This window comes from Ensifer adhaerens, from assembly GCF_002007205.1.
GTDB classification, from domain to species: Bacteria; Pseudomonadota; Alphaproteobacteria; order Rhizobiales; family Rhizobiaceae; genus Ensifer; species Ensifer adhaerens_D.
The window spans coordinates 1117696-1138548 of the sequence record NZ_LAZS01000005.1; the positions used below are offsets into that span (position 1 = coordinate 1117696).

At 63.4% G+C, this 20853-nt stretch carries 16 protein-coding genes; 6 read left to right on the forward strand and 10 right to left on the reverse strand.

Features of this window, described 5'->3' with window-relative positions; translation table 11 throughout:
* Nucleotides 1-13 precede the first annotated feature (13 nt).
* The 3 genes from XB14_RS09145 to glmU all read right to left on the reverse strand — a co-directional run bounded on the left by XB14_RS09145 (nucleotide 14) and on the right by glmU (nucleotide 3937).
* Complete coding sequence (locus tag XB14_RS09145) at nucleotides 14-511, reverse strand: GNAT family N-acetyltransferase (protein ID WP_077961946.1); 498 nt, start codon at nucleotides 509-511, stop codon at nucleotides 14-16.
* Nucleotides 511-2337, reverse strand: a complete 1827-nt coding sequence (glmS, locus tag XB14_RS09150) for a glutamine--fructose-6-phosphate transaminase (isomerizing) (protein WP_077961287.1) — start codon at nucleotides 2335-2337, stop codon at nucleotides 511-513. The genes XB14_RS09145 and glmS overlap by 1 nt, the downstream gene beginning before the upstream one ends.
* A gap of 229 nt (nucleotides 2338-2566) precedes the next feature.
* Entirely contained in the window at nucleotides 2567-3937 is a 1371-nt protein-coding gene (glmU, locus tag XB14_RS09155) for a bifunctional UDP-N-acetylglucosamine diphosphorylase/glucosamine-1-phosphate N-acetyltransferase GlmU (protein ID WP_077961288.1), read from the reverse strand.
* Nucleotides 3938-4180: 243 nt separating this feature from the next.
* Here glmU and XB14_RS09160 point away from each other — a divergent pair, with 243 nt between their 5' ends.
* Nucleotides 4181-5941 (forward strand): hypothetical protein, encoded by a 1761-nt coding sequence (locus XB14_RS09160; RefSeq protein ID WP_077961289.1) that lies wholly within the window; start codon nucleotides 4181-4183, stop codon nucleotides 5939-5941.
* Nucleotides 5942-5954: 13 nt separating this feature from the next.
* Here XB14_RS09160 and XB14_RS09165 read toward each other — a convergent pair whose 3' ends face one another.
* Entirely contained in the window at nucleotides 5955-7601 is a 1647-nt protein-coding gene (locus tag XB14_RS09165) for a Na/Pi cotransporter family protein (RefSeq protein WP_077961290.1), read from the reverse strand.
* Between the two features lie 349 nt (nucleotides 7602-7950).
* Between XB14_RS09165 and XB14_RS09170 the strand changes: the two genes are divergently transcribed.
* From XB14_RS09170 to glp, 5 genes are read left to right on the forward strand one after another with little or no spacing between them, the layout of a single operon-like run.
* The gene (locus tag XB14_RS09170; RefSeq protein WP_077961291.1) at nucleotides 7951-9840 is read left to right on the forward strand and encodes a peptidylprolyl isomerase; all 1890 of its coding nucleotides are present in this window, start codon (nucleotides 7951-7953) and stop codon (nucleotides 9838-9840) included.
* A gap of 17 nt (nucleotides 9841-9857) precedes the next feature.
* Nucleotides 9858-10871 (forward strand): anthranilate phosphoribosyltransferase, encoded by a 1014-nt coding sequence (gene trpD / locus XB14_RS09175; RefSeq protein WP_077961292.1) that lies wholly within the window; start codon nucleotides 9858-9860, stop codon nucleotides 10869-10871.
* A 16-nt stretch (nucleotides 10872-10887) separates the two neighbouring features.
* Nucleotides 10888-11703 (forward strand): indole-3-glycerol phosphate synthase TrpC, encoded by an 816-nt coding sequence (gene trpC / locus XB14_RS09180; protein ID WP_077961293.1) that lies wholly within the window; start codon nucleotides 10888-10890, stop codon nucleotides 11701-11703.
* The gene (moaC, locus tag XB14_RS09185; protein ID WP_077961294.1) at nucleotides 11703-12191 is read left to right on the forward strand and encodes a cyclic pyranopterin monophosphate synthase MoaC; all 489 of its coding nucleotides are present in this window, start codon (nucleotides 11703-11705) and stop codon (nucleotides 12189-12191) included. The genes trpC and moaC overlap by 1 nt, the downstream gene beginning before the upstream one ends.
* A gap of 4 nt (nucleotides 12192-12195) precedes the next feature.
* Entirely contained in the window at nucleotides 12196-13407 is a 1212-nt protein-coding gene (glp, locus tag XB14_RS09190) for a gephyrin-like molybdotransferase Glp (protein ID WP_077961295.1), read from the forward strand.
* A gap of 271 nt (nucleotides 13408-13678) precedes the next feature.
* Here the strand turns inward: glp and XB14_RS09195 are convergent, their stop codons facing one another.
* From XB14_RS09195 to XB14_RS09220, 6 genes are all read right to left on the reverse strand, one after another.
* Complete coding sequence (locus XB14_RS09195; protein ID WP_077961296.1) at nucleotides 13679-14971, reverse strand: hemolysin family protein; 1293 nt, start codon at nucleotides 14969-14971, stop codon at nucleotides 13679-13681.
* Between the two features lie 166 nt (nucleotides 14972-15137).
* Nucleotides 15138-15881, reverse strand: coding sequence for a FadR/GntR family transcriptional regulator (locus XB14_RS09200; RefSeq protein ID WP_077961297.1), 744 nt, complete (start codon nucleotides 15879-15881; stop codon nucleotides 15138-15140).
* Nucleotides 15882-16137: 256 nt separating this feature from the next.
* Complete coding sequence (locus tag XB14_RS09205) at nucleotides 16138-17208, reverse strand: BMP family ABC transporter substrate-binding protein (protein ID WP_077961947.1); 1071 nt, start codon at nucleotides 17206-17208, stop codon at nucleotides 16138-16140.
* A gap of 49 nt (nucleotides 17209-17257) precedes the next feature.
* Entirely contained in the window at nucleotides 17258-18178 is a 921-nt protein-coding gene (locus XB14_RS09210) for an ABC transporter permease (protein WP_077961298.1), read from the reverse strand.
* On the reverse strand, nucleotides 18178-19272 hold the full coding sequence (locus tag XB14_RS09215) for an ABC transporter permease (protein ID WP_077961299.1): 1095 nt from the start codon (nucleotides 19270-19272) through the stop codon (nucleotides 18178-18180). Before XB14_RS09215 ends, XB14_RS09210 begins: the two co-directional genes overlap by 1 nt.
* Nucleotides 19262-20836 carry an ABC transporter ATP-binding protein gene (locus XB14_RS09220; protein WP_077961300.1) on the reverse strand — a complete coding sequence of 525 codons (1575 nt, stop codon included), beginning with the start codon at nucleotides 20834-20836 and terminating at the stop codon, nucleotides 19262-19264. The genes XB14_RS09215 and XB14_RS09220 overlap by 11 nt, the downstream gene beginning before the upstream one ends.
* Nucleotides 20837-20853: the final 17 nt, after the last annotated feature.

A 20853-nucleotide genomic window follows, 5' to 3' on the forward strand; every position in this document is an offset into this window, starting at 1 on the left:
TTCCGTCTCAACCTCACTCGACGCCGAAGGCCGGATGATAAGCCACCGTACCGGCCGCCATCGCGCCGGAAAAAGCCAGCGCCATGAAATATTGCGGCGCACAACCGGGGAATACAAGAGCCGATTCGTTGCGGAAACCGAACTTTTGATACAAGGCCGGATCGCCGACGACGACGCAGCCTGAGGCCCCTTCCGCCCGCAGCCATTCGAGCCCTTCGAGGATCAGTTGCCTGCCGATGCCCTGGGCCTGAAGGTCCGGCTTGACCGAGACCGGGCCGAGCCCGAACCAGCCGGGTTCATCCGGCGTCAGAGTAACGGGCGAAAAGGCGATGTGCCCGACGATCTCCTCGTTCATGTCGGCGACGAGTGACACGCTCAGCGCACCGGCCTCGCGCAGGCGTTCGATGATGAGGGGTTCGCTCTGATCGCTGCGCGGATGCCCTTCGAAAGCGGCCGCGGTCACGTTGCGGATCGCCTTTTCATCTCCCGGGCGCTCGTGCCGGACATAGATCATTCGACGGTCACCGACTTGGCGAGGTTGCGAGGCTGGTCGACGTCGGTGCCCATGAACACTGCGGTGTGGTAGGCGAGGAGCTGGATCGGCAGCGAGAAGATCATCGGCGCGATGACTTCGTCGACGTCAGGCAGCACGATCGTCGCCATCGTCTCGAGCTTCGAGGCGGCAGCGCCCTTCTCGTCGGTGATCAGGATGATCCGGCCGCCACGCGCCGCCACTTCCTGCATGTTGGAGACGGTCTTTTCGTAGAAGCGGTCATGCGGCGCGATCACGATGACCGGCATGTTCTCGTCGATCAGCGCGATCGGCCCGTGCTTCAGCTCACCCGCGGCATAACCTTCCGCGTGGATATAGGAGATTTCCTTGAGCTTGAGTGCGCCTTCCATCGCCAGGGGGAAGCTGGTGCCGCGACCGAGGTAAAGCACGTCGCGGCACTTCGACAGTTCGCGCGACAGAAGTTCGATCTTGGGCTGAACGGCGTTCAGCACCTGCCCCATGATGCGCGGCATCTCGGCGAGGTACCGCACCAGGGTCCGCTCGTCATCCGCGCTTACCGTGCCTCGGGCCCTGCCTGCGCCAATCGCAAGCGAAGCAAGCACGGCGAGCTGGCAGGTGAAGGCCTTGGTCGAGGCGACACCGATTTCCGGACCGGCAAGAATCGGGAAGACGGCATCGGATTCGCGGGCGATGGTCGACTCGCGCGTGTTGACGACGGCACCGATCTTCAGGCCGAGATCCTTGCAGTAGCGCAGCGAGGCCAGCGTGTCGGCGGTTTCGCCGGATTGAGAGATGAACAGTGCGGCCGCCTCAGGCGACAGCGGGATCTCTCGGTAGCGGAACTCGGACGCGACATCGATTTCCACCGGCAGGCGGGCGTAGCGCTCGAACCAGTACTTGCCGACAAGGCCGGCGAGATAGGCGGTGCCGCAGGCGGAAATCGCGAGGCTCGGTATTTTGGCGAAATCGATCGCGCCTGCGAGGGCCTTGATGCGGTTGTCGGCGAAATCGATGTAGTGGCTGAGCGCATGGGCGATCACCTCCGGCTGCTCATAGATCTCCTTCTCCATGAAGTGCCGGTGGTTGCCCTTGTCGATCATGTAGGCGGCAGCCGAAGACAGCTGCTTCGGCCGGTCGACGACATTGCCGTCGAGATCGAAGATATGCACGCCGTTGGCGCCAATCACCGCCCAGTCGCCGTCGATCAAATAGGTGATCTCATTGGTGAAGGGCGCAAGCGCGATAGCGTCGGAGCCGAGGAACATCTCGCCCCGGCCATGGCCGATCGCAAGCGGCGGGCCGTTGCGCGCCGCCATGATCGTCGAAGGGTCGTCCTGGAAAAGCACGGCAAGCGCATAGGCGCCGGTGACGCGCTTCAGCATCGCGTGCATCGCCTCGCGCCGGCCGAGGCCTTCGCGGCGGAACTTGGAGAGCAGGTGCGCCACGACCTCGGTGTCGGTGTCCGTTTCGAACTTTGCGCCACTGGCGATCAGTTCGTCCTTCAACTCGGCGAAGTTCTCAATGATACCGTTGTGGACGACGGCGACCCCGTCGGTGAAATGCGGATGCGCGTTTCGCTCGGTCGGCGCGCCATGGGTCGCCCAGCGCGTGTGGGCAATGCCGATCGTGCCGGCGAGCGGCTCTTCGCGCAGCCGGATCTCCAGATTGACGAGCTTGCCTTCGGCGCGCCGGCGCTCCAGCTTTCCGCCAATGACGGTGGCGACACCGGCGGAATCATAACCGCGGTATTCCAAGCGCTTCAGCGCATCGACCAGTCGTTCCGATACCGGCTGGTTGCCAACGATGCCTACAATACCGCACATAGTCGTCTCCGAATTCGTCCCCGCGCCGCGATCGGCGCCCTGTAAACGAGGGCGGAAAATGCCGCCCGGCGCGCTGCCTTGGTAAAGCATTTGCCGATCGAGGCAATCCGCCCCGATTTCACTTTCGATTTCAATATTTAACGTCACAGCATGTTTCCTGAAATCCTGGCGGATTCAAGCGACATGCGGCAAATCCGAGGCGGCCCCGCGGACGCGCGGGCGCCACGGCCTAACCGGCAGCCTTCGCCGCCTTCTTGGCCGCCTTGACCGCCTCGTAACGCTCACGCAGCAGCCGTGCCCGGCCAGGCTTGGTCTCTTGGCGTGCACGGCCGAAGGCGACAGCGTCGGCCGGCACATCCTCGGTGATGACGCTGCCGGACGCGACCAGAGCACCGTCGCCGATCGACACCGGAGCCACGAGCGACGAATTCGAGCCGATGAAGGCATTTTCGCCGATCCGGGTCTCGTGCTTGTTCACACCGTCATAGTTGCAGGTAATCGTGCCGGCTCCAATGTTGGTGCCTGCGCCGACAAAGGCATCGCCAATGTAGGTCAGATGGTTGACCTTGGCGCCGGCGCCGATCTCCGCCTTCTTGACCTCGCAGAAATTGCCGACCTTGGACTTTTCGCCGAGATCAGCCCCCGGACGCAGGCGTGCAAACGGGCCGACCGTCGCGCCTGCGCGGACCGTCGCACCCTCGACATGCGAGAAGGCATGAATGATCGCACCGCTCTCGACATGCACGCCCGGGCCGAAGACGACATTGGGCTCGATCAGGACATCCTGCTCCAGCATCGTATCCCAGGCCAGAAACACGGTTTCCGGCGCGATCATCGATACGCCCGCCAGCATGAGTTCGTGACGGCGGCGCTGCTGCCACAGCCGCTCGATGAAGGCGAGCTCGGCGCGTGTGTTGCAGCCGGTCAGTTCCTCCTCAGGCGCTTCGACGGCAATTGCATGACCGCCGATCTCGCGGACGATCTCGACGAGGTCGGTCAGATAGTACTCGCCCTTGACGTTGGCATTGCCGATGCGGCCGAGAAGATCGAGCGCCTTGCGGCCGTCGATCGCCATCAGGCCGCCGTTGCAATAGGTGATCCGGCGCTCTTCTTCCGTTGCGTCCTTATGCTCGCGAATGGCGAGCAGCGCGCCGTCCTTGACGATCAGGCGGCCGTAGCCCGACGGGTCTGCAGCCTCGAAGCCGATCACCACCACATCGTTGCCGGCCGCAAGTCCCTCGCGAGCGGCCCGAAGTGGTTCCGGCTTGATCAGCGGCGTATCGCCGAAGACGACGAGAATGTCGTCGTACCCCTTTGCGATAGCGTCGCGGGCTGCAAGCACCGCATGACCGGTGCCGAGCCGTTCCTTCTGCAAAAAGGAGGAAACAGATACGCCGCCGATGTCGGCGGCGGCCGAAACCGCGTCCGCGTCGCGGCCGACGACGAGAGCGATGTCCGAAATGGAAGCGTTCGCCAGGGCCTCGACGACATGGGCGATCATCGGTCGGCCGGCCACCGGATGCAGGACCTTCGACATGGACGATTTCATCCGCGTGCTTTCACCCGCAGCCAGAACGATGGCCAGGCACGTCCGTTCCATATATCTCTCCTTGGTCTTTTCCAGGCTCGCGCCCACTGCACAATTCCTTAGATCGGAATCGGCTCAAGTACAAAATCGCCTTTCGATTCGGCGCGGTGCTAGCAGCAACATATTGCGAGAAGCATAATTCTCACAATCACGTCGCATTAACCGGCTTAAAACCGGATGATGGCATAAGAAGGCGCGGAGCCTGTGTCAGCAAAGCCGTGCGGGTGCATCGCTCCTTCGGGGGATCAAGCCGCAATGCACAGCCGCACTGACATCGACACACCGGCAAAGTCTACCGGCGCGGTCATACCTCTCGCTCGATCTCCGCTTCTGCTGCTTGCCCTTGTGCTTGGCGTGCTCGCGGTTCTGCTCAGCTTCACGATCCCGCAGCCGATCGGCCCGATGTTCTGGGACCATTATCTCTATCTCGATGCCGCAAATCGCATCCGCGACGGCCAGATCCCGTCGGTCGACTTCTTCACCCCCGTCGGCGCTCTCGGCTATTATCTCTTCGCCGGCCTGCAGGGCATCTTTCCGAACGGCCAGCCGCTGCTCCTGGTGAGCTGGTGCCTGCTTCTCGTCAGCGGACCGCTGATCGCGCTCGTCGTCATCGATGTCCAGAAGCGCTCGACCGCACTCGCCTATGCGATCCTATTGCCGTTCCTGATGTTTTCGGTCCTGCCGTTCAACACCGGCGACTTCTACCCCTATCCCGGCTCAGACGGTTTCGGCATCTACAACCGTCAGGTCTGCCAGCTCCTCTATGTTCTCGCGGCGGCACTTATCCATGTGCGCGACCCCCGGCTGCTCGTCGCCGCGGTTGCGGGCGCCATGGCTGCGCTCTTCTTTGTGAAGATCACCGGCGCGGTTGCCGGCACCCTCCTGTGCCTGACGGCTTTTGTTTCGGGACGCCTGCCATTTCGAGCGGCTGTCGCGGCGGGGCTTGTGGTGGTTGCTATCCTCGCCATCGTCGAACTCTCCTTCGGCGGCGTCTCCGCCTATCTTGCCGATATCCTGGCGCTACTTTCCGTCAACGACGGCAGCTTGCTGCCGCGCCTGCTGCAGGCAGCCTCGCTCAACGCCGGGCTGTTGATCCCGGCCGGGCTGCTTTGCCTCGTTCTCATCGGCACCCATTTTTCATCCTTCGCGCAATCGCTGCGGCAACTTGGAACGGGCCCGTCCTTGGCGGTGGTCGGCAGGGTGTTCGATCAGCCGTTTTTCTGGTTGTCCGCCTTCGTTGTTGCCGGCATCGTTTTTGAAAGCCAGAACACCGGCAGCCAGGCTTTCATCTTCCTGCTGCCGCTGCTGCTCAAGCTCGCTATCGATGAGGCCACAGCCGCCAAGTCACGGCCCGTCGCAATCGCTGTCGCCGTACTCGCACTCGCGACAGCCCTGCCCCCGGCCACGGCCGTCGTGCAAAAAAGTGCCCGCGCCTGGGTCGGAGCGGTCAACAATGTGGCGCTGGAAAGCCGCAACCTCAAAACGATGGGCGCGGTCAATCTCCGCCCCATCCTGGCGCTTCGCGCCCAGCGCCTGCGCGCCATCTACGCGAGCCAGCGCCCCACTTTCGACGCCTTCGCCAAGGCCGACGAATTGCCGTCGTTCCTGCTTTACAGCGACTTCGATTTTCAGGCGATATGGCTCACGAACATCGATGAGGCGATCGACGCGCTGAAGGCTTACGAGGCCAAGAACGGCGTGCGCTTCGGGACGATCTTCAACATCGACTTCACCAACCCCTTTCCGTGGCTGATGGATCGCAGCGCACCGGAGCACGTCGCGATCGGCGCCGATCCCTTCCGTGCCATTCCGCCGCCGGACGAAGGCGTTCGCGCCGCCCTCAGCGCGGTCGACATCGCGCTGGTACCGACCTGCCCGGTGACCAATGTCAACCAGACGCTGCTGTCGCTCTATTTGCCAAGCCTTGAAACCGGCCACAGCAGGATCATGCTGACAAGCTGCTACGACGCCTTCATCCGCAACGGCCTGAAGCCCGCGCCCGACGCCGGCAGCTGATCGACGGCAACGACTAGGCTCCCGGCCGCAACCGGCTCTCGCTCAAAAGCCCGTTTTCCTCGAGGATCGGATAGGCGACGGAAGCGATATGGGCGTTGACGCGCTTCAGGTCCCTGAGCATGTCGAGATGCAGCGAGCTCGTCTGCAGGCTCTGGACCAGCCCGTCGCGCAACCGCTCGATATGCCTCTCGGCCGAACGCTTCTCCATGTGGCGAACGCTCACCTTCACCTCGATCAGCTGGCGGGCGAGATCGGCATTGCGGCTGACGAAGATCGATTGGGCGACGCGCAGATTGTCGATCGTCAGGTTGAACAGGCTCTTCAGTTCCTGATAGCCCTCCTCGGAGAACTTCAGGCCGTTGTTGACCTTCTTGGCGATCTCCTCGCACAGCCCCTTCTCGATGATATCGCCCATATGCTCGAGGTTGATGGCGTAGTCGATGATGACGATCGAGCGCCGGCCGTCTTCCTGGCTCAAGCCGTCGCGGCCCAATCGCGACAGGAAGATCTTCACTTCCTGCTGCAGCTGATCGACCTGTTTTTCGAACTTGCCGATGTCGCGGATATCCGAGAGGTCGTTGTTCTCGAAGGCATTGGCCGCCCGCATCAGCATCACTTCGACCAGGTCGCCGACGCGCAGCACTTCGCGGGTGGCCCCGGAGAGCGCCATGACCGGCGTGTGCAGCGACGCCTCGTCGAGATAGCGCGGACCGGTTTCCTCGGCGTCACCGTCCGGAATGAACCGGACCATCAGCTGCGACAGCAGTCCGGCAAAAGGCCAGGCAAGGATAGCAACGGCGAGGTTGAAGGCCAGGTGAATGTCGACCGGCAGATTCTGGCGCGGCAGCGGCAGGCTTTGGAGAAACTCCACACTGATACCCGTCAGCGGCAGCGCGATCAGACAGCCGACGGCGCGAACGACGAGATTGGCGACGGTGACGCGGCGTGCCGACGGCGCAGAGCCGAGCGTCGCCATGACGGGTGGAACGGCGCCGCCGAGGTTGGCGCCAAGCACGAGTGCCACCGTCAACCCGACGCTGAGGATGCCCGTCGTCGAGAGTGACAGCACCAGCATCACCACAGCCAGACTGGACGACGACGCAAAGGCAAGTCCCGCGGAAATGAGAAGTGCGACCGGCCAGGCGCTGTCGAGCATCGACAGGAACGCCCCCAAGGCGGGACTGTCGCGCATCGGCTCCGTCGCCGCGCCCAAAAGATGCAGCGACAGGAGCATGAGGCCGATACCGACGAAGGCCGCGCCCAGACCCTGGCGCGCATTCGACCGGCTGGCGCGGTGCAAGACCACGCCGATGAGGATGACGAGCGGCGACAGCCATTCGATCCCGGTCGCAACGATCCAGGCCGTCATCGCCGTGCCGAGATTGGCGCCGAGCAGCACGATCTGCGCCATGCGCGCGCGGATGAGCCCCTTCTCCACGAAGGATGCGGTCATCAGCGCGGTCGCAGTGGAACTCTGCAGGGCAAGGGTCGCGACAAGTCCGGTCGCAAAGGAGCGAAGAGACCCGTCGGTTCCTTGAGCGAGGCCGGCACGCAGCCGGGCCCCGAAGGCACGGGTCACGCCGTCCTTGACCAGGGACAGGCCGAACAGAAGCAGCGCAACTGCTCCAAACAGGTTTACCATCACGATTGTCGACTGCATGGACTATTCCCGCGGATGCTCGTCAGAATCGCTCCGCCCTTGCAACAGAACCACAGAACAGAGGCATGTTCGAGCCAATGTGACAGATATTTTTCGGTTGCCGGCTAACAAATTCGACATGGACTTGAGCGTCTGCGCCAGCCCGATCGGCGCGCGCCTTTCGCCCCACCCTCGCCCACGACAAACATGTCGCGGCAAGCACCGAGAGAACGGCCGCACGACCGGGATCAACGATCCCGTGAGCGCGCGCAATTTGCGGCAAACAACCCTTCATTTCCTGTTTCGTTTGTTTTAAGGAACGATTTCGTTTGGCCGATGGCCACCGCATTGCAACGAGGTTTCTGCCCCCATGCTCGAATTCCTGAGAAGCGCCGCCCAGACCTGGGTCGTCAAAGGCCTGCTAATCGTTCTCGTTCTGTCGTTCATGGTGTGGGGCGGCTCATCGCTGACGATGACGAACCAGTCGGACGCGGTGGTGGTCGTCGGTGACGTCAAGGTCAAGCCCCCGGAATTCCGGCTCGCCTACGAGACCATGCTGGCGCAGGCTTCCCGCCAGCTCGGCACGCGGCTGACGCCGCAGCAGGCACGTGCCTTCGGCATCGAGCAGCGGGTCTACTCGCAGATCGTGGCCGGCGCGGCTCTCGACCAGCTCGCCAACGACATGAATCTCGGCCTGTCGCAGGATCGGCTCGCCAAGCTGATCGCCGACGATCCAGCGTTCCACAGCGTCAACGGCCAGTTCGACCGACTGACGTTCTCGAGCGTGCTGCGCAATGCAGGCCTGCGCGAACAGGATTACATCAACAGCCAGAGCCAGACCGCGATCCGCTCGCAGATCGTCGACGCGCTGTCCGACGGCTACGCAGCCCCCAAGGTTCTCACCGACGCGATCGGCGCCTACCGGCACGAAAAGCGCATGATCGATTACCTGCTGCTCTCGAACGCCAATATCGACCCGGTCAAGGTGCCGGCCGACGACGTGCTTTCCCCCTGGTACGACAGCCGCAAGGCCAACTACCGTGCCCCGGAGTATCGCAAGATCAGCTACGTGAAGCTCGAGCCGTCCGACGTTGCCGATACGAGCGCTGTCACGGACGAGGAGATCCGCACCGAGTACGACCGCCGCAAGGAGAGCTTCCGCAGCGCTGCCGCCCGGACGATCGAACAGCTCTCCTTCACGTCGCGTGCGGCTGCTGACGCAGCGTCTGCAAAGCTTACTGCCGGCACCAGCTTCGACGATCTCGTAAAGGCCGAAGGCAAATCCTCCGCCGACGTTCTTCTTGGCGAGTTCACCAGGGATCGCGTTCCCGATGCCAAGATCGGCGAAGCGGCTTTCGCGCTTCAGGCAGACGGCGTGACGCCGGTTGTCGACGGTGCCTTCGGCCCGGTCATCCTGCGCGTGACGAACATCCGCCCGGAAACCGTCCGCAGCCTTGATGAAGTGAAGGAAGAACTGCGCAAGGACATCGCCCTTTCCACAGCGGGCGAGGAAGTCATGCGCCTGCACGACAAGATCGAAGACGAGCGCGCTTCGGGCGCTCCGATCAAGGAAGTCGCCGACCAGCTCAAGCTGAAGCTCGTGACCGTCGATGCGGTGGACGCAACCGGCAAGGACAAGAATGGCGACGACGTTGCCGGCCTGCCCGAGCAGGCAGCCCTCCTCCAGGAAGTCTTCAAGGCCGATGTTGGCGGCGAGACCTTGCCGGTGAATGTCGGCCGCGAAGGCTATGTCTGGTTCGATCTCGATGAAGTCATCCCGGCGCGCGATCGCACGCTGGACGAGGCCCGCGACGAAATCGGCGCCGACTGGATGGCCGAACAGCAGCGTGGCGCCCTTGCCAAGAAGGCCGGCGAGCTGAAGCAGCGCGTCGAGCAGGGCGCGAAGCTCGCCGACGTCGCGACCGAACTTGGGCTCGTCGTCGAAACAAAATCGGGTCTGACGCGCTCGACAGCGGACGCAGCACTCAGCCCGGCGGCCGTCGCCGCCGCCTTCTCCGGCGCGAACGGCCATGTCGCCAATGCCCCCGGCATCGGCGGCGAAGGGCAGATCCTCCTGCAGGTCACCTCGGTTGACAACGCCGGCCCGGCAGACGTGCTGCAGGACGACAGCCGCCAGATCGAGGCTCTCGCCCGCGTCAGCGGCGAGGACATCCTCGACCAGATGGTCGCGACGCTGCAGGCCGCCTACGGCGTTTCGATCAACCAGACGCTCGCTGAAACCGCCATTGCGCAACGATAGGCCCAAGGAAACCATCGATGAGTGATCTGAAGCCATTCGTCGCCAAGGTCGCCGCCCGCGAGGCGCTGAACCGCGAAGACGCACGCGCCGCCTTCGAAATCATCATGTCGGGCGCCGCGACGCCATCGCAGATCGGCGGCTTCCTGATGGCATTGCGGGTGCGCGGCGAAACCGTCGATGAAATCGTCGGCGCAGTGGGCGCGATGCGCGCCCGCATGCTGCCGGTCGAGGCGCCGGCGGATGCGGTCGACATCGTCGGAACCGGTGGCGACGGCGCCGGCACCTACAACATCTCGACGCTGGCCTCGCTGATCGTCGCCGGTGCGGGGGTGCCTGTCGCCAAGCATGGCAACCGGGCGCTGAGCTCGAAGTCGGGCACCGCCGACGCGCTCTCCTGCCTCGGCGTCAAGCTCGACATCGGTCCGGAAGCCATCTCGCGGTGCATCCGCGAGGCCGGCGTCGGTTTCATGTTCGCCCAGCAGCACCATTCCGCCATGCGCCATGTCGGCCCGACGCGGGTGGAGCTGGGAACGCGCACGATCTTCAACCTGCTCGGCCCGCTCTCCAATCCGGCAGGCGTCAAGCGCCAGCTCGTGGGCGTCTATGCGCCGCAATGGGTGCAGCCGCTTGCCGAAGTGCTGCGCGATCTCGGCTCGGACAATGTCTGGGTCGTTCATGGCGATGGCCTCGACGAGATCACCACGACCGGCACGACCGAGGTCGCCGCGCTGAAGGACGGCAAGATTGCCACCTTCACGCTGACGCCGGCCGACTTTGGACTCCAGACTGTGACGATCGACGCGCTCAAGGGCGGCGACGGTGCGCATAATGCGGTCGCGCTCCAGGCGGTGCTTGACGGCGCCGAGAACCCCTACCGGGACATTTCCCTTGCCAATGCGGCCGCATCGCTGATGATAGCCGGACGGGCGAAGGACCTTGCCGAAGGCATGGCGCTTGCGCGTCAATCGCTTTCAAGCGGCAGCGCGAAGACCGCGCTGCAGCGCCTGATCAGCGTTTCGAACGCGGCCTGAGGAAGGATCGGCAGACATGACGGATATCCTGCGCAAGATCGAAGCCTACAAACGCGACGAGATCGCTGCCGCCAAGTCGCAAGTTTCGCTCGACGAACTCAAGGCGCGCATCGCAGACCAGTCCGCCCCGCGCGGATTTCATGCGGCGCTCGCCGCACGCAAGGAAGCCGGCACGTTCGGACTGATCGCCGAGATCAAGAAGGCAAGCCCGTCGAAGGGGCTGATCCGCCCGGATTTCGATCCTCCGGCGCTCGCCAAGGCCTATGAAGCCGGTGGAGCGGCCTGTCTGTCGGTGCTAACGGACGCCCCGAGCTTTCAGGGTGCGCCTGCCTTTCTCGAAGCGGCGCGTGCGGCCTGCGCCCTGCCGGCGCTGCGCAAGGACTTCATGTTCGACACCTACCAGGTGTTCGAGGCGCGCGCCTGGGGCGCCGATTGCATCCTTTTGATCATGGCTTCGCTCAGCGACGACGACGCACGCCGACTTGAAGACGCAGCCTTCGAACTTGGCATGGACGTGCTGATCGAGGTGCACGACGCCGAGGAAATGGAGCGGGCGCTGAAGCTCACCTCGCCGCTCGTCGGCATCAACAACCGCAATCTCAGGACCTTCGAGGTCGATCTCGCGGTTTCCGAGCAGCTTGCGGGCATGGTGCCCGCCGACCGTCTGCTGGTCGGCGAAAGCGGCATCTTCACCCATGCGGACTGCCAACGTCTGGAAAAGAGCGGCATCACCACCTTCCTCGTCGGCGAGAGCCTGATGCGCCAGAGCGACGTCGAAGCCGCGACGCGCACGCTTCTGACCGGCGCCGCCACTACGCTGGCGGCCGAGTGATGAGCAAGCCGACGCTTACGCATATCGGTGGCAGCGGCGAAGCGAACATGGTGGATGTCGGCGACAAGGCCGAGACGGTACGCGTTGCCGTCGCCGAAGGCCATGTGCGCATGAAGGCCGAAACGCTGACGCTCATCCTCGAGGGCGATGCCAAGAAAGGCGACGTCATCGGCACGGCGCGGCTTGCCGGCATCATGGCCGCCAAGCAGACCGCCAGCCTCATCCCGCTCTGCCATCCGCTGATGCTGACCAAAGTCGCCGTCGACATCACGCCGGATCCGGCCCTTCCCGGTCTCAGGGTCGAGGCGCTTGCCAAGCTCAAGGGGCGTACCGGCGTCGAGATGGAGGCGCTGACCGCCGTGAGCGTCGCCTGCCTGACCATCTACGACATGGCGAAGGCCGCGGATCGCGAGATGGAAATCGGCGGCATCCAGTTGGTCAGCAAATCCGGCGGGCGATCCGGCGACTACAGACGCGAAGGGAATTGAGGCCATGGCGCTGGTGTCCGTCGAAGATGCGCTCGAGCGAATCCTCCACAGCGCCACGCCACCGCAATTGACAGAGCTCGTCGGCCTTCATGACGGGCTCGGCCGCGTGCTGTCTCAGGATATTCCGGCGCACGTCACCCACCCGGCCTTCGACAATTCGGCGATGGATGGCTACGCTGTGCGCCACCGAGACATCGAAACCATCGGCGCCGAACTGACCGTGATCGGCCAGTCGGCTGCGGGCCATGGCTTTAAGGGCGAGATGAAAGCGGGCGAAGCCGTGCGCATCTTCACCGGTGCGCCGGTGCCATTGGGCGCCGATACGGTGATCATCCAGGAGGATACCGAGACGTTGCCGGGCAACCGGATCCGCACCAAGTTCGTGCCCGGCAAGGGTCGGCATATTCGAACGGCCGGCCAGGATTTTATCGCCGGCGAAGCGGCACTTTCGGCGGGCGACGTGCTCGACGCTGGACGATTGACGCTCGCTGCCGGCATGAACCATGCGAGCCTGCCGGTCTTCAAGCGCCCGCGGATCGCCATCCTCGCCACGGGCGACGAACTGGTGCCTCCGGGCAGCAAGCCGGGCGACGACCAGATCATCGCCTCCAACAGTTTCGGCGTTGCGGCGATCGCCCGCGACAACGGCGCCGAGGTCATTGATCTCGGCATCGTCCCAGACGACCGGGACGCGATCAGCGCACAGGTCGGCCGTGCGCAGGAAGCCGATGTCGACGTGATCGTCACGCTCGGCGGCGCGTCGGTCGGCGACCATGATCTGGTGCAGTCGACGCTCATTGCCTGCGGCATGACGCTCGACTTCTGGCGCATCGCCATGCGCCCGGGAAAGCCGCTCATGGTGGGACAGCTCGGAACGGCTACGGTCCTCGGCCTGCCGGGCAATCCGGTCTCAAGCCTCGTCTGCGCCCTGCTCTTCCTCAAGCCCCTGACCCGGAAGCTCGCCCGCTTGCCGTCGCGCGACCGTATGACATCCGCACGGCTTGCAAGCCCGCTTCCGGGCAACGACATCAGGCAGGACTATGTGCGCGCACGCCTTACGAGGGACAGCGACGGCACGTTGGTCGCCCATCCCTTCTCGCGGCAGGACTCGTCGATGATGAAGGTTTTCGCGCAGTCCGATTGCCTGATCGTGCGCGCGCCGCACGCCACCGAGGCGCCCGCGGGCACGTCCTGCGACATTCTCCGGCTTCGCTGAACAACGCAGGCGCAGCAGTCCTTCCGCGCAAAGCCAAAAGGCCGGGCAGAACCCGACCTTTCTCCCGTTCAGCGCGGGTGCGCTCGTTCATCCGTAGTCGGACGATTTCGGCGATGACCAAGTGGTTCCGTAAAGAGGCAACCATGTCGCCGCCGTGACACCAACCGTGAAGTCTGGTGACGATGCGCGAACGCACGCCCCGCATCGCGCGGTCGCCGCGCCTACAGCGTCAGGCCGGGCGTGAGACGCCTCCGGCCATGCAGTCACGGGATCAGTTGGCCGATTCGTCCGAGCGGCTGACCAGGATCTTGTCGATGCGACGCGCATCCATGTCGATCACTTCGAACCGGTAGCCGTGGGCAAACGCGACATCGCCCTCCTCCGGCGTCTTGCGCAATTGCTGCACGAGGAAGCCGGCAATAGTCTCGAAATTGCCGTCGGCGTCGATGCCCTCGATGCCGATCGTCAGGTGGATTTCGTCGATCGGCGTGCGGCCGTCGACAAGGTAGCTTCCGTCTTCGCGCTGGCGGATCAACGCATGCTCGATGTCGTCGTAGTTCGACGGCAGCACTCCGACGATCGCTTCGAGAATGTCGGCGATGGTGATGATGCCCTCGGTGCTTCCATACTCGTCGACGATCATTGCCATGTTGATGCTCGACGACTTGAAGGCGTCCAGCGCCTTCAGGCAGGACGCCGTTTCCGGCAGGGTATGGATCTCACGAACATACTTGCGCACGTCGAACGGACCGGAGGTTGGCGCGTTCAGGATTTCCTTGGCGAGAACTGCGCCGAGAACGTCGCCGCTCGGGCCATCGACCACGGGATAGCGGGAATGGCCGAACTGGCCGATCTTGCGACCGACCGTCTCCAGGCTGTCGTTGATGTCGATGAAGCTCACCTCGGTCCGGTGGGTCATGATCGATTTTACGTTGCGGTCGCCAAGGCGGATGATTCGCCGGAGCATCTCATGCTCAGACTTTTCGATGGCGCCGCTTTCGACACCTTCGGCCATGATCGCGTGGACTTCTTCTTCCGTCACATGATCGGGATCATCAGGACGGATGCCGAGAAGGCGCATCGCAAGCGACGCGGCCGTCTCGAAGACATAGACGATCGGAGCAACGATCCGCGACAGGAGGTGCATCGGGCGCGCGACGAACATCGCCAGCGCCTCGGAATTCTTCAGCGCCAGCTGCTTCGGGATGAGCTCGCCGATAACCACCGACAGGAAGGTAATCAGCGTCACGACCAGCGCAACGGCGACCGTGTTGCCGTAGGGATTGATCCAGGCGATTCCGTCGAGGAAAGGAGCGAATTTCGCCGCAATGGTCGCGCCGCCGTAGGCGCCGGCCAAGGTGCCGACAAGCGTGATGCCAACCTGCACCGTGGACAGGAACTTACCGGGATCTTCCGCAAGCCTCAGCGCCACTTCGGCGCGGGTATTTCCCTGTCTTGCCATCTGGCGAAGCATGGGCTTGCTTGCCGAGACGATTGCCATTTCCGAGAGAGCAAAAAATGCATTGATCAAAAGCAGGACGAAAATGACAAAAAACTCGGACATGGTCTCCAGATCACCGTTGACGGAAGCCGCTCCCCAAGGAGCAAGCCCTCACCAGATAAGGCCAGCGCGCGATCTGAGCAAGCGCAAGCGTTGAAAACGCTGCAATCTTCTGAACATTGGAACGGTCGAGTGCTCTTTTCTTGAACAATCTCGACCGGCGGTAGACTCAACCGCGACTATGCAGCGCGCTGCGTACGCGCTCACGCCCGATCTTGATCACGTTTTCCATCGCAAGCCGTGCACCGATCTCGTCACGCCTGCCGATTTCCTCGACGATACGGATGTGGTTGCGGGCAACCTCGTCTATGCCGCCCCTTTCGGCGACGGGAGAGCTCAGCTTGAAGACGCCGACCAGCGCCGCTTCGATCAATCCGCCAACCGTGCGCATGAAGGGGTTTCCGGAAGCCTCGGCGACGGCAAGATGGAACTTCAGGTCAGCACCTGCGAGGCTCTCGGCGCTATGGCCCTCCTCGCCCATGGCAACCGCGAGACGCATCATGCGGCTGATTTCGGCCTCGGAAGCGTTTCGCGCCGCAAGAGCGGCTGCGTGCGGCTCGAAGGCAAGGCGCACTTCGCTCAAGTGATACAGGAAGTCTTCATCGACACCGCACTCGAAGTGCCAGGTCAGGATATCGTTGTCGAAGAGATTCCAGTCGTTGCGCGGCGTCACCCGCGTGCCGATGCGGGCCCGCGGCACGACTAGCCCCTTGGCGGCCAGCGTCTTCATGGCTTCGCGCAGCACGGTTCGCGACACCTTGAAGCGTGCCGCAAGCTCAGGGTCACCCGGGAGAATGGAACCGACTGGAAATTCGCCTGATATGATTGCCTTGCCGAGCTGATCGACGACATGTGCGTGGCTCGTGCGCTTGCGCGAGCCGGACACAACGGTTTCCAGCAAACTCCTGTTCAATCAATCTCCTCCAGGCACTCCCCTGCCTGACTTCGAACGGCGCAGCGCGCCAACAACGCCTCCTGTGAAGCCCAGGGGTCTTCACAAAACTTGCGCAAATGAATGTAGTTTGAACCATCGATTCCGGAAAGCCCCCGGGTGCCTGCAATACCGTAAGCCGGGCGCGACCGACGAGGAAAGCAACCTTTGCGCGCCCCGAAACGACAAACCCCGCCGAAACGGCGGGGTTTGCGTTCTGTTTCGCTGACGCTGCAGCTTACTTCGGCAGCTGGTCGTCCACGCCTTCGACGTAGAAGTTCATGCCGAGTAGCGTGCCGTCGTCGGACGCTGCACCGGCTGCGAGCCATTCGCTGCCGTCCTGCTTCTTCAGCGGGCCGGTGAAGGGCTTCAGTTCGCCCGACTTGATCTTGGCTTCGGTTTCCTCGGCCAGCTTCTTCACGTCGTCAGGCATGTTGGTGTAGGGCGCCATCGTCAGGATGCCATCCTTCAGGCCGTCCCAGCTCGAAGTCGTTTCCCACTTGCCGTCGAGGAAGGCCTGGGTGCGCTTGATGTAATAGGCGCCCCAGGTATCGACGATCGCTGTCAGCTGCGTTTCCGGGCCGGCCTTGATCATGTCGGAGGCCTGGCCGAAGGCCTTGATGCCACGCTCGGCGGCAACCTGCATCGGTGCGGTCGTGTCGGTGTGCTGCGTCAGGATATCGACGCCCTGGTCGACGAGCGCCTTGGCGGCATCGGCTTCCTTGCCGGGGTCGAACCAGGTGTTTGCCCATACGACCTTGATCTTGAAGTCGGGGTTCACCGAGCGCGCGCCGATAACGAAGGCGTTGATGCCCATCACCACTTCCGGAATCGGGAAGGAGGCGATGTAGCCGGCGACGCCCTTCTGCGACATCTTGGCGGCGATCTGGCCCTGGATGTAGCGGCCTTCATAGAAGCGGCTGTTGTAGGTCGCGACGTTCGGCGCGGTCTTGTAGCCGGTGGCGTGCTCGAACTTCACGTCCGGGAACTTCTGGGCGATCTTGATCGTCGCATCCATGAAGCCGAAGGACGTCGTGAAGATCAGGCCGCAGCCCGAACGTGCCAGGCGCTCGATCGCGCGCTCGGCATCCGGACCTTCCGGCACGCTTTCGAGATACTGGGTCTCGATCTTGTCGGCGAGCGCCGTTTCCAACTCCTGGCGACCGATGTCGTGCGCCTGGGTCCAGCCGCCATCGGTCTTGGCCCCGACGTAGACGAAGCAGATCTTCGCCTTCTCCTGGGCGCTTGCACCGGTGGCAAAGCCGATTGCGGCCGCGGAACTTGCGAGAACGAGCAGTAGTTTTTTCATTTTCTTGACCTCTGTCGGTTTGAGAAACGTCAGTATGAAATGGTTGAAATCACCGGTCCGGCACAAACGGCTTGCCGAGCGAGGCCGGCGTATTGATCAGGGTCATGCGCCGATTATGCGAAATGAGAATGAGCACGACGATCGTCGCGACATAGGGAAGCGATGAAAGGAGCTGCGAGGGAATGCCAAGGCCGAAGGCCTGCGCATGCAACTGGCTGATCGATACGGCACCGAAGAGATAGCCGCCGGCCACCAGCCGCCATGGGCGCCACGACGAAAAGACCACCAGCGCCAGCGCGATCCAGCCGCGTCCCGCCGACATGTTTTCCACCCATTGCGGCGTATAGACGAGCGACAGTTGCGCACCGGCAAGGCCCGCACAGGCGCCGCCGAACATGACGGCGAGATAGCGGGTGCGGATGACGCTGACGCCGAGCGCGTGCGCGGAAGCGTGGCTGTCGCCGACGGCACGGAGCTTGAGGCCGGCGCGGCTCCTGAACAGGAACCAGTGCACGCCGGCGACGATCGCGATCGAAAGATAAAAAATGATGTCCTGGCGGAACAGGAGCGGCCCGAGATAGGGAATATCGGCCAGAAGCGGTATCGCGATCGGCTGCAGCTTGATGCCCTGCATGCCGAGGAAACTCTCGCCCATCATGCCGGAGACGCCGATCCCGAGCAGCGTCAACGCCAGACCCGTTGCTACCTGGTTCGCCACGAGCGTCAACGTCAGGAACGCGAAGAGTTGCGAAAAGAGCGCTCCGCAGGCGACGCCGGCGAGCATGCCGAGATAGGGTGAGCCGGTGATCTGGGTGATGGCGAAAGCCGACACAGCCCCCATGATCATCATGCCCTCGACGCCGAGATTGAGCACGCCGGACCGTTCGGTCACCAGTTCGCCGATTGCGGCCAGCACCAGCGGCGTCGCGGCGGTGATGACGCTCAGAAGGATCGCTTCGACGATACCCATCAGCGGCTCCCCTCGCTGTTTGTCGCGGTCAGCCGGTCAAAGACCAGCTTGATGCGATAGTGGATGAGCGTGTCGCAGGAGAGCACGAAGAAGAGCAAAAGGCCCTGGAAGACACGCGTCACCTTCTCGGAGACGCCGATCGAGAGCTGCGCTGCCTCGCCGCCAAGATAGGTGAGTGCCAGCACCAAGCCGGCGGCGACGATGCCAAGCGGATTGAGGCGACCGAGGAAGGCGACGATGATCGCGGTGAAGCCGTAACCGGGGGAAATTACCGGGCGCAGTTGCTGGATCGCGCCGCTGACCTCGGAAATGCCTGCAAGACCGGCAAAGGCGCCCGAAAGCAGCATCGAGAACCAGATCATCCGGCGTGACGAGAAACCGGCGAAACGCCCTGCCCGCTCGGACTGGCCGAGAACGGAAATCTCGAAGCCCTTCAGCGTATAGCGCATCATGAACCAGACGAGGACCGCCGCGATGATGGCGAAGGCGAAACCCCAGTGCGTGCGCCCCGACGCGATCATTTCCGGCAGGATCGCATCGACGGCGAAGGTGCGCGTCTCCGGGAAGTTCATGCCGCCCGGATTGCGCCAGGGCCCGCGCACCAGCCAATCGAGAAAGAGCTGGGCGACGTAGACCAGCATCAGGCTCGTCAGGATCTCGTTGGTGTTCATATGCGCCTTGAGGAAGGCGGGGATGGCCGCGAACAACGCACCGCCGAGCATGCCCATCAGCATCATCAGCGGCAACACCAGCGGCGACTGCCAGTCATAGAGGACCACCGGCAGGATAGAGCCGGCAATGGCACCCATGATGAACTGGCCTTCGGCGCCGATGTTCCAATTGTTGGAGCGGAAGCAGACCGAAAGGCCGACGGCGATCAGGATCAAGGGTGCGGCCTTGATCGCCAGCTCGTGCAGCGACCAGACCTCGCTCAGCGGCTCGACGAAGAAACTGTAGAGCGCCATGACCGGGTTCTTGCCGAGCAGCGCAAACATGATGCCGCCGAAGATGATCGTCAGCAGGAAGGCAATGAACGGCGACAGGATCGAAAATAGCGTCGAGACCTTGGCGCGCTTTTCGAGTTCAATGCGCATGTGCGCCCTCCGTGCCTTCCGTCTTGCCGTACATGCCGCCCATCAGGAGACCGATCTTTTCGCGCGAGAGCTCCTGCGCCGGATAGGGATCGGACAGCCGGCCGTCGCTGATGACGGCGATTTCCGTCGCCACCTCGAAAATCTCGTCGAGGTCCTGGCTGATGACGAGCACCGCCGAGCCGGCCTTGGCGAGATCGACAAGCGCCTGGCGGATGCGGCTCGCAGCACCGGCATCGACACCCCAGGTCGGCTGGTTGACAACGAGCACGCTCGGCTGCCGGTCGAGCTCGCGCCCGACGATGAACTTCTGCAGGTTGCCACCCGAAAGCGAGCCCGCCGGCGGGTCTTCGCCGCTCTTGCGCACGTCCATCGCCTCGGAAATCCGCTTCGTGGCGCTCGTCACCGCATCGCGGCGGATGATCTTGAGAAAGCCGCCGCCAAGGAACGCCTTGGCGTCCGAACGGCTGCGGGCGAGCACGAGATTGTCCGATAGCGGCAGTGCCGACACGGCCGCATGACCGTGGCGCTCTTCCGGAACGAAACCGGCGCCCATCAGGCGACGGGCGTTGATGTTCCTGGTGCCGACTGGCCTTTGGCGAATCTGCACGGCACTGTCGTCTCCAACCGGATACTCGCCCGAGAGCGCATCGAAGAGCTCCCCCTGGCCATTGCCGGCGACACCAGCGATCGCCAGCACCTCGCCGGCATGCACTTTAAGACAGATGTTCTTCAGCGAAACGGCAAACGGGGTGCGGGCCGGCACGGTCAGGTGTCGCGCTTCGAGCTGAACCTCGCCCTTGGCGCTGGTGCCTTCCGCCGTTACGGCCGCGACATCGCTTCCAACCATCATGCGCGCCAGAGACGACGGGGTTTCCGCCTTCGGGTCGCAGGCGCCGGTCACCTTGCCGTGACGCAGCACCGTTGCACGGTCGCAGATGCGCTGCACCTCCTCGAGGCGGTGGCTGATATAGAGAACCGAACGGCCCTCGGCCTTCAGTTTGTAGAGCGTTTCGAACAGCCGATCAGCTTCCTGCGGCGTCAGCACCGATGTCGGCTCGTCGAGGATGATGAGGCGCGGGTTCTGGAGCAACGCGCGCACGATCTCGATGCGCTGGCGCTCACCGACCGAAAGATCGGCGACATGGGCTTTCGGGTCGAGCGGCAGCCCATAGGCGTGCGACAGGCGCGAAGCCTCTTCCGCAACCTTGGCCAGCGAGATGTTCGCGTCCATCGACAGCGCGATGTTTTCGGCGACGGTCAGCGCCTCGAACAGTGAAAAATGCTGGAAAACCATGCCGATGCCGAGCTTGCGCGCGGCCGCGGGATTGGCGATGCGCACGCTCTGGCCCTGCCAGAGGATCTCGCCGGCCGTCGGCGCCAATACGCCGAACAGCATCTTCACCAGGGTCGATTTTCCGGCACCGTTTTCGCCGAGAAGGGCGTGAATCTCGCCCTGTTCAATCTGCAGATTGATCCCATTGCAGGCCGCGAAGCTGCCAAACAATTTCGTCAGGTTGCTCACAGCCAAGAGATGACCGTTCGCCGCTACTCCCTCAACAGGCACGCTGCCCTCTTTCCCCT

Bases quoted from the DNA above. Each gene is read 5' to 3' on its own strand.
- moaC (WP_077961294.1), top strand. From the start codon at position 11,703: ATGAGCAAGCCGACGCTTACGCATATCGGTGGCAGCGGCGAAGCGAAC.
- XB14_RS09165 (WP_077961290.1), bottom strand. From the start codon at position 7,601: ATGCAGTCGACAATCGTGATGGTAAACCTGTTTGGAGCAGTTGCGCTG.
- XB14_RS09210 (WP_077961298.1), bottom strand. From the start codon at position 18,178: ATGGGTATCGTCGAAGCGATCCTTCTGAGCGTCATCACCGCCGCGACG.
- XB14_RS09195 (WP_077961296.1), bottom strand. From the start codon at position 14,971: ATGTCCGAGTTTTTTGTCATTTTCGTCCTGCTTTTGATCAATGCATTT.
- XB14_RS09170 (WP_077961291.1), top strand. From the start codon at position 7,951: ATGCTCGAATTCCTGAGAAGCGCCGCCCAGACCTGGGTCGTCAAAGGC.
- glp (WP_077961295.1), top strand. From the start codon at position 12,196: ATGGCGCTGGTGTCCGTCGAAGATGCGCTCGAGCGAATCCTCCACAGC.
- XB14_RS09205 (WP_077961947.1), bottom strand. From the start codon at position 17,208: ATGAAAAAACTACTGCTCGTTCTCGCAAGTTCCGCGGCCGCAATCGGC.
- trpC (WP_077961293.1), top strand. From the start codon at position 10,888: ATGACGGATATCCTGCGCAAGATCGAAGCCTACAAACGCGACGAGATC.
- XB14_RS09160 (WP_077961289.1), top strand. From the start codon at position 4,181: ATGCACAGCCGCACTGACATCGACACACCGGCAAAGTCTACCGGCGCG.
- XB14_RS09215 (WP_077961299.1), bottom strand. From the start codon at position 19,272: ATGCGCATTGAACTCGAAAAGCGCGCCAAGGTCTCGACGCTATTTTCG.
- glmU (WP_077961288.1), bottom strand. From the start codon at position 3,937: ATGGAACGGACGTGCCTGGCCATCGTTCTGGCTGCGGGTGAAAGCACG.
- glmS (WP_077961287.1), bottom strand. From the start codon at position 2,337: ATGTGCGGTATTGTAGGCATCGTTGGCAACCAGCCGGTATCGGAACGA.
- trpD (WP_077961292.1), top strand. From the start codon at position 9,858: ATGAGTGATCTGAAGCCATTCGTCGCCAAGGTCGCCGCCCGCGAGGCG.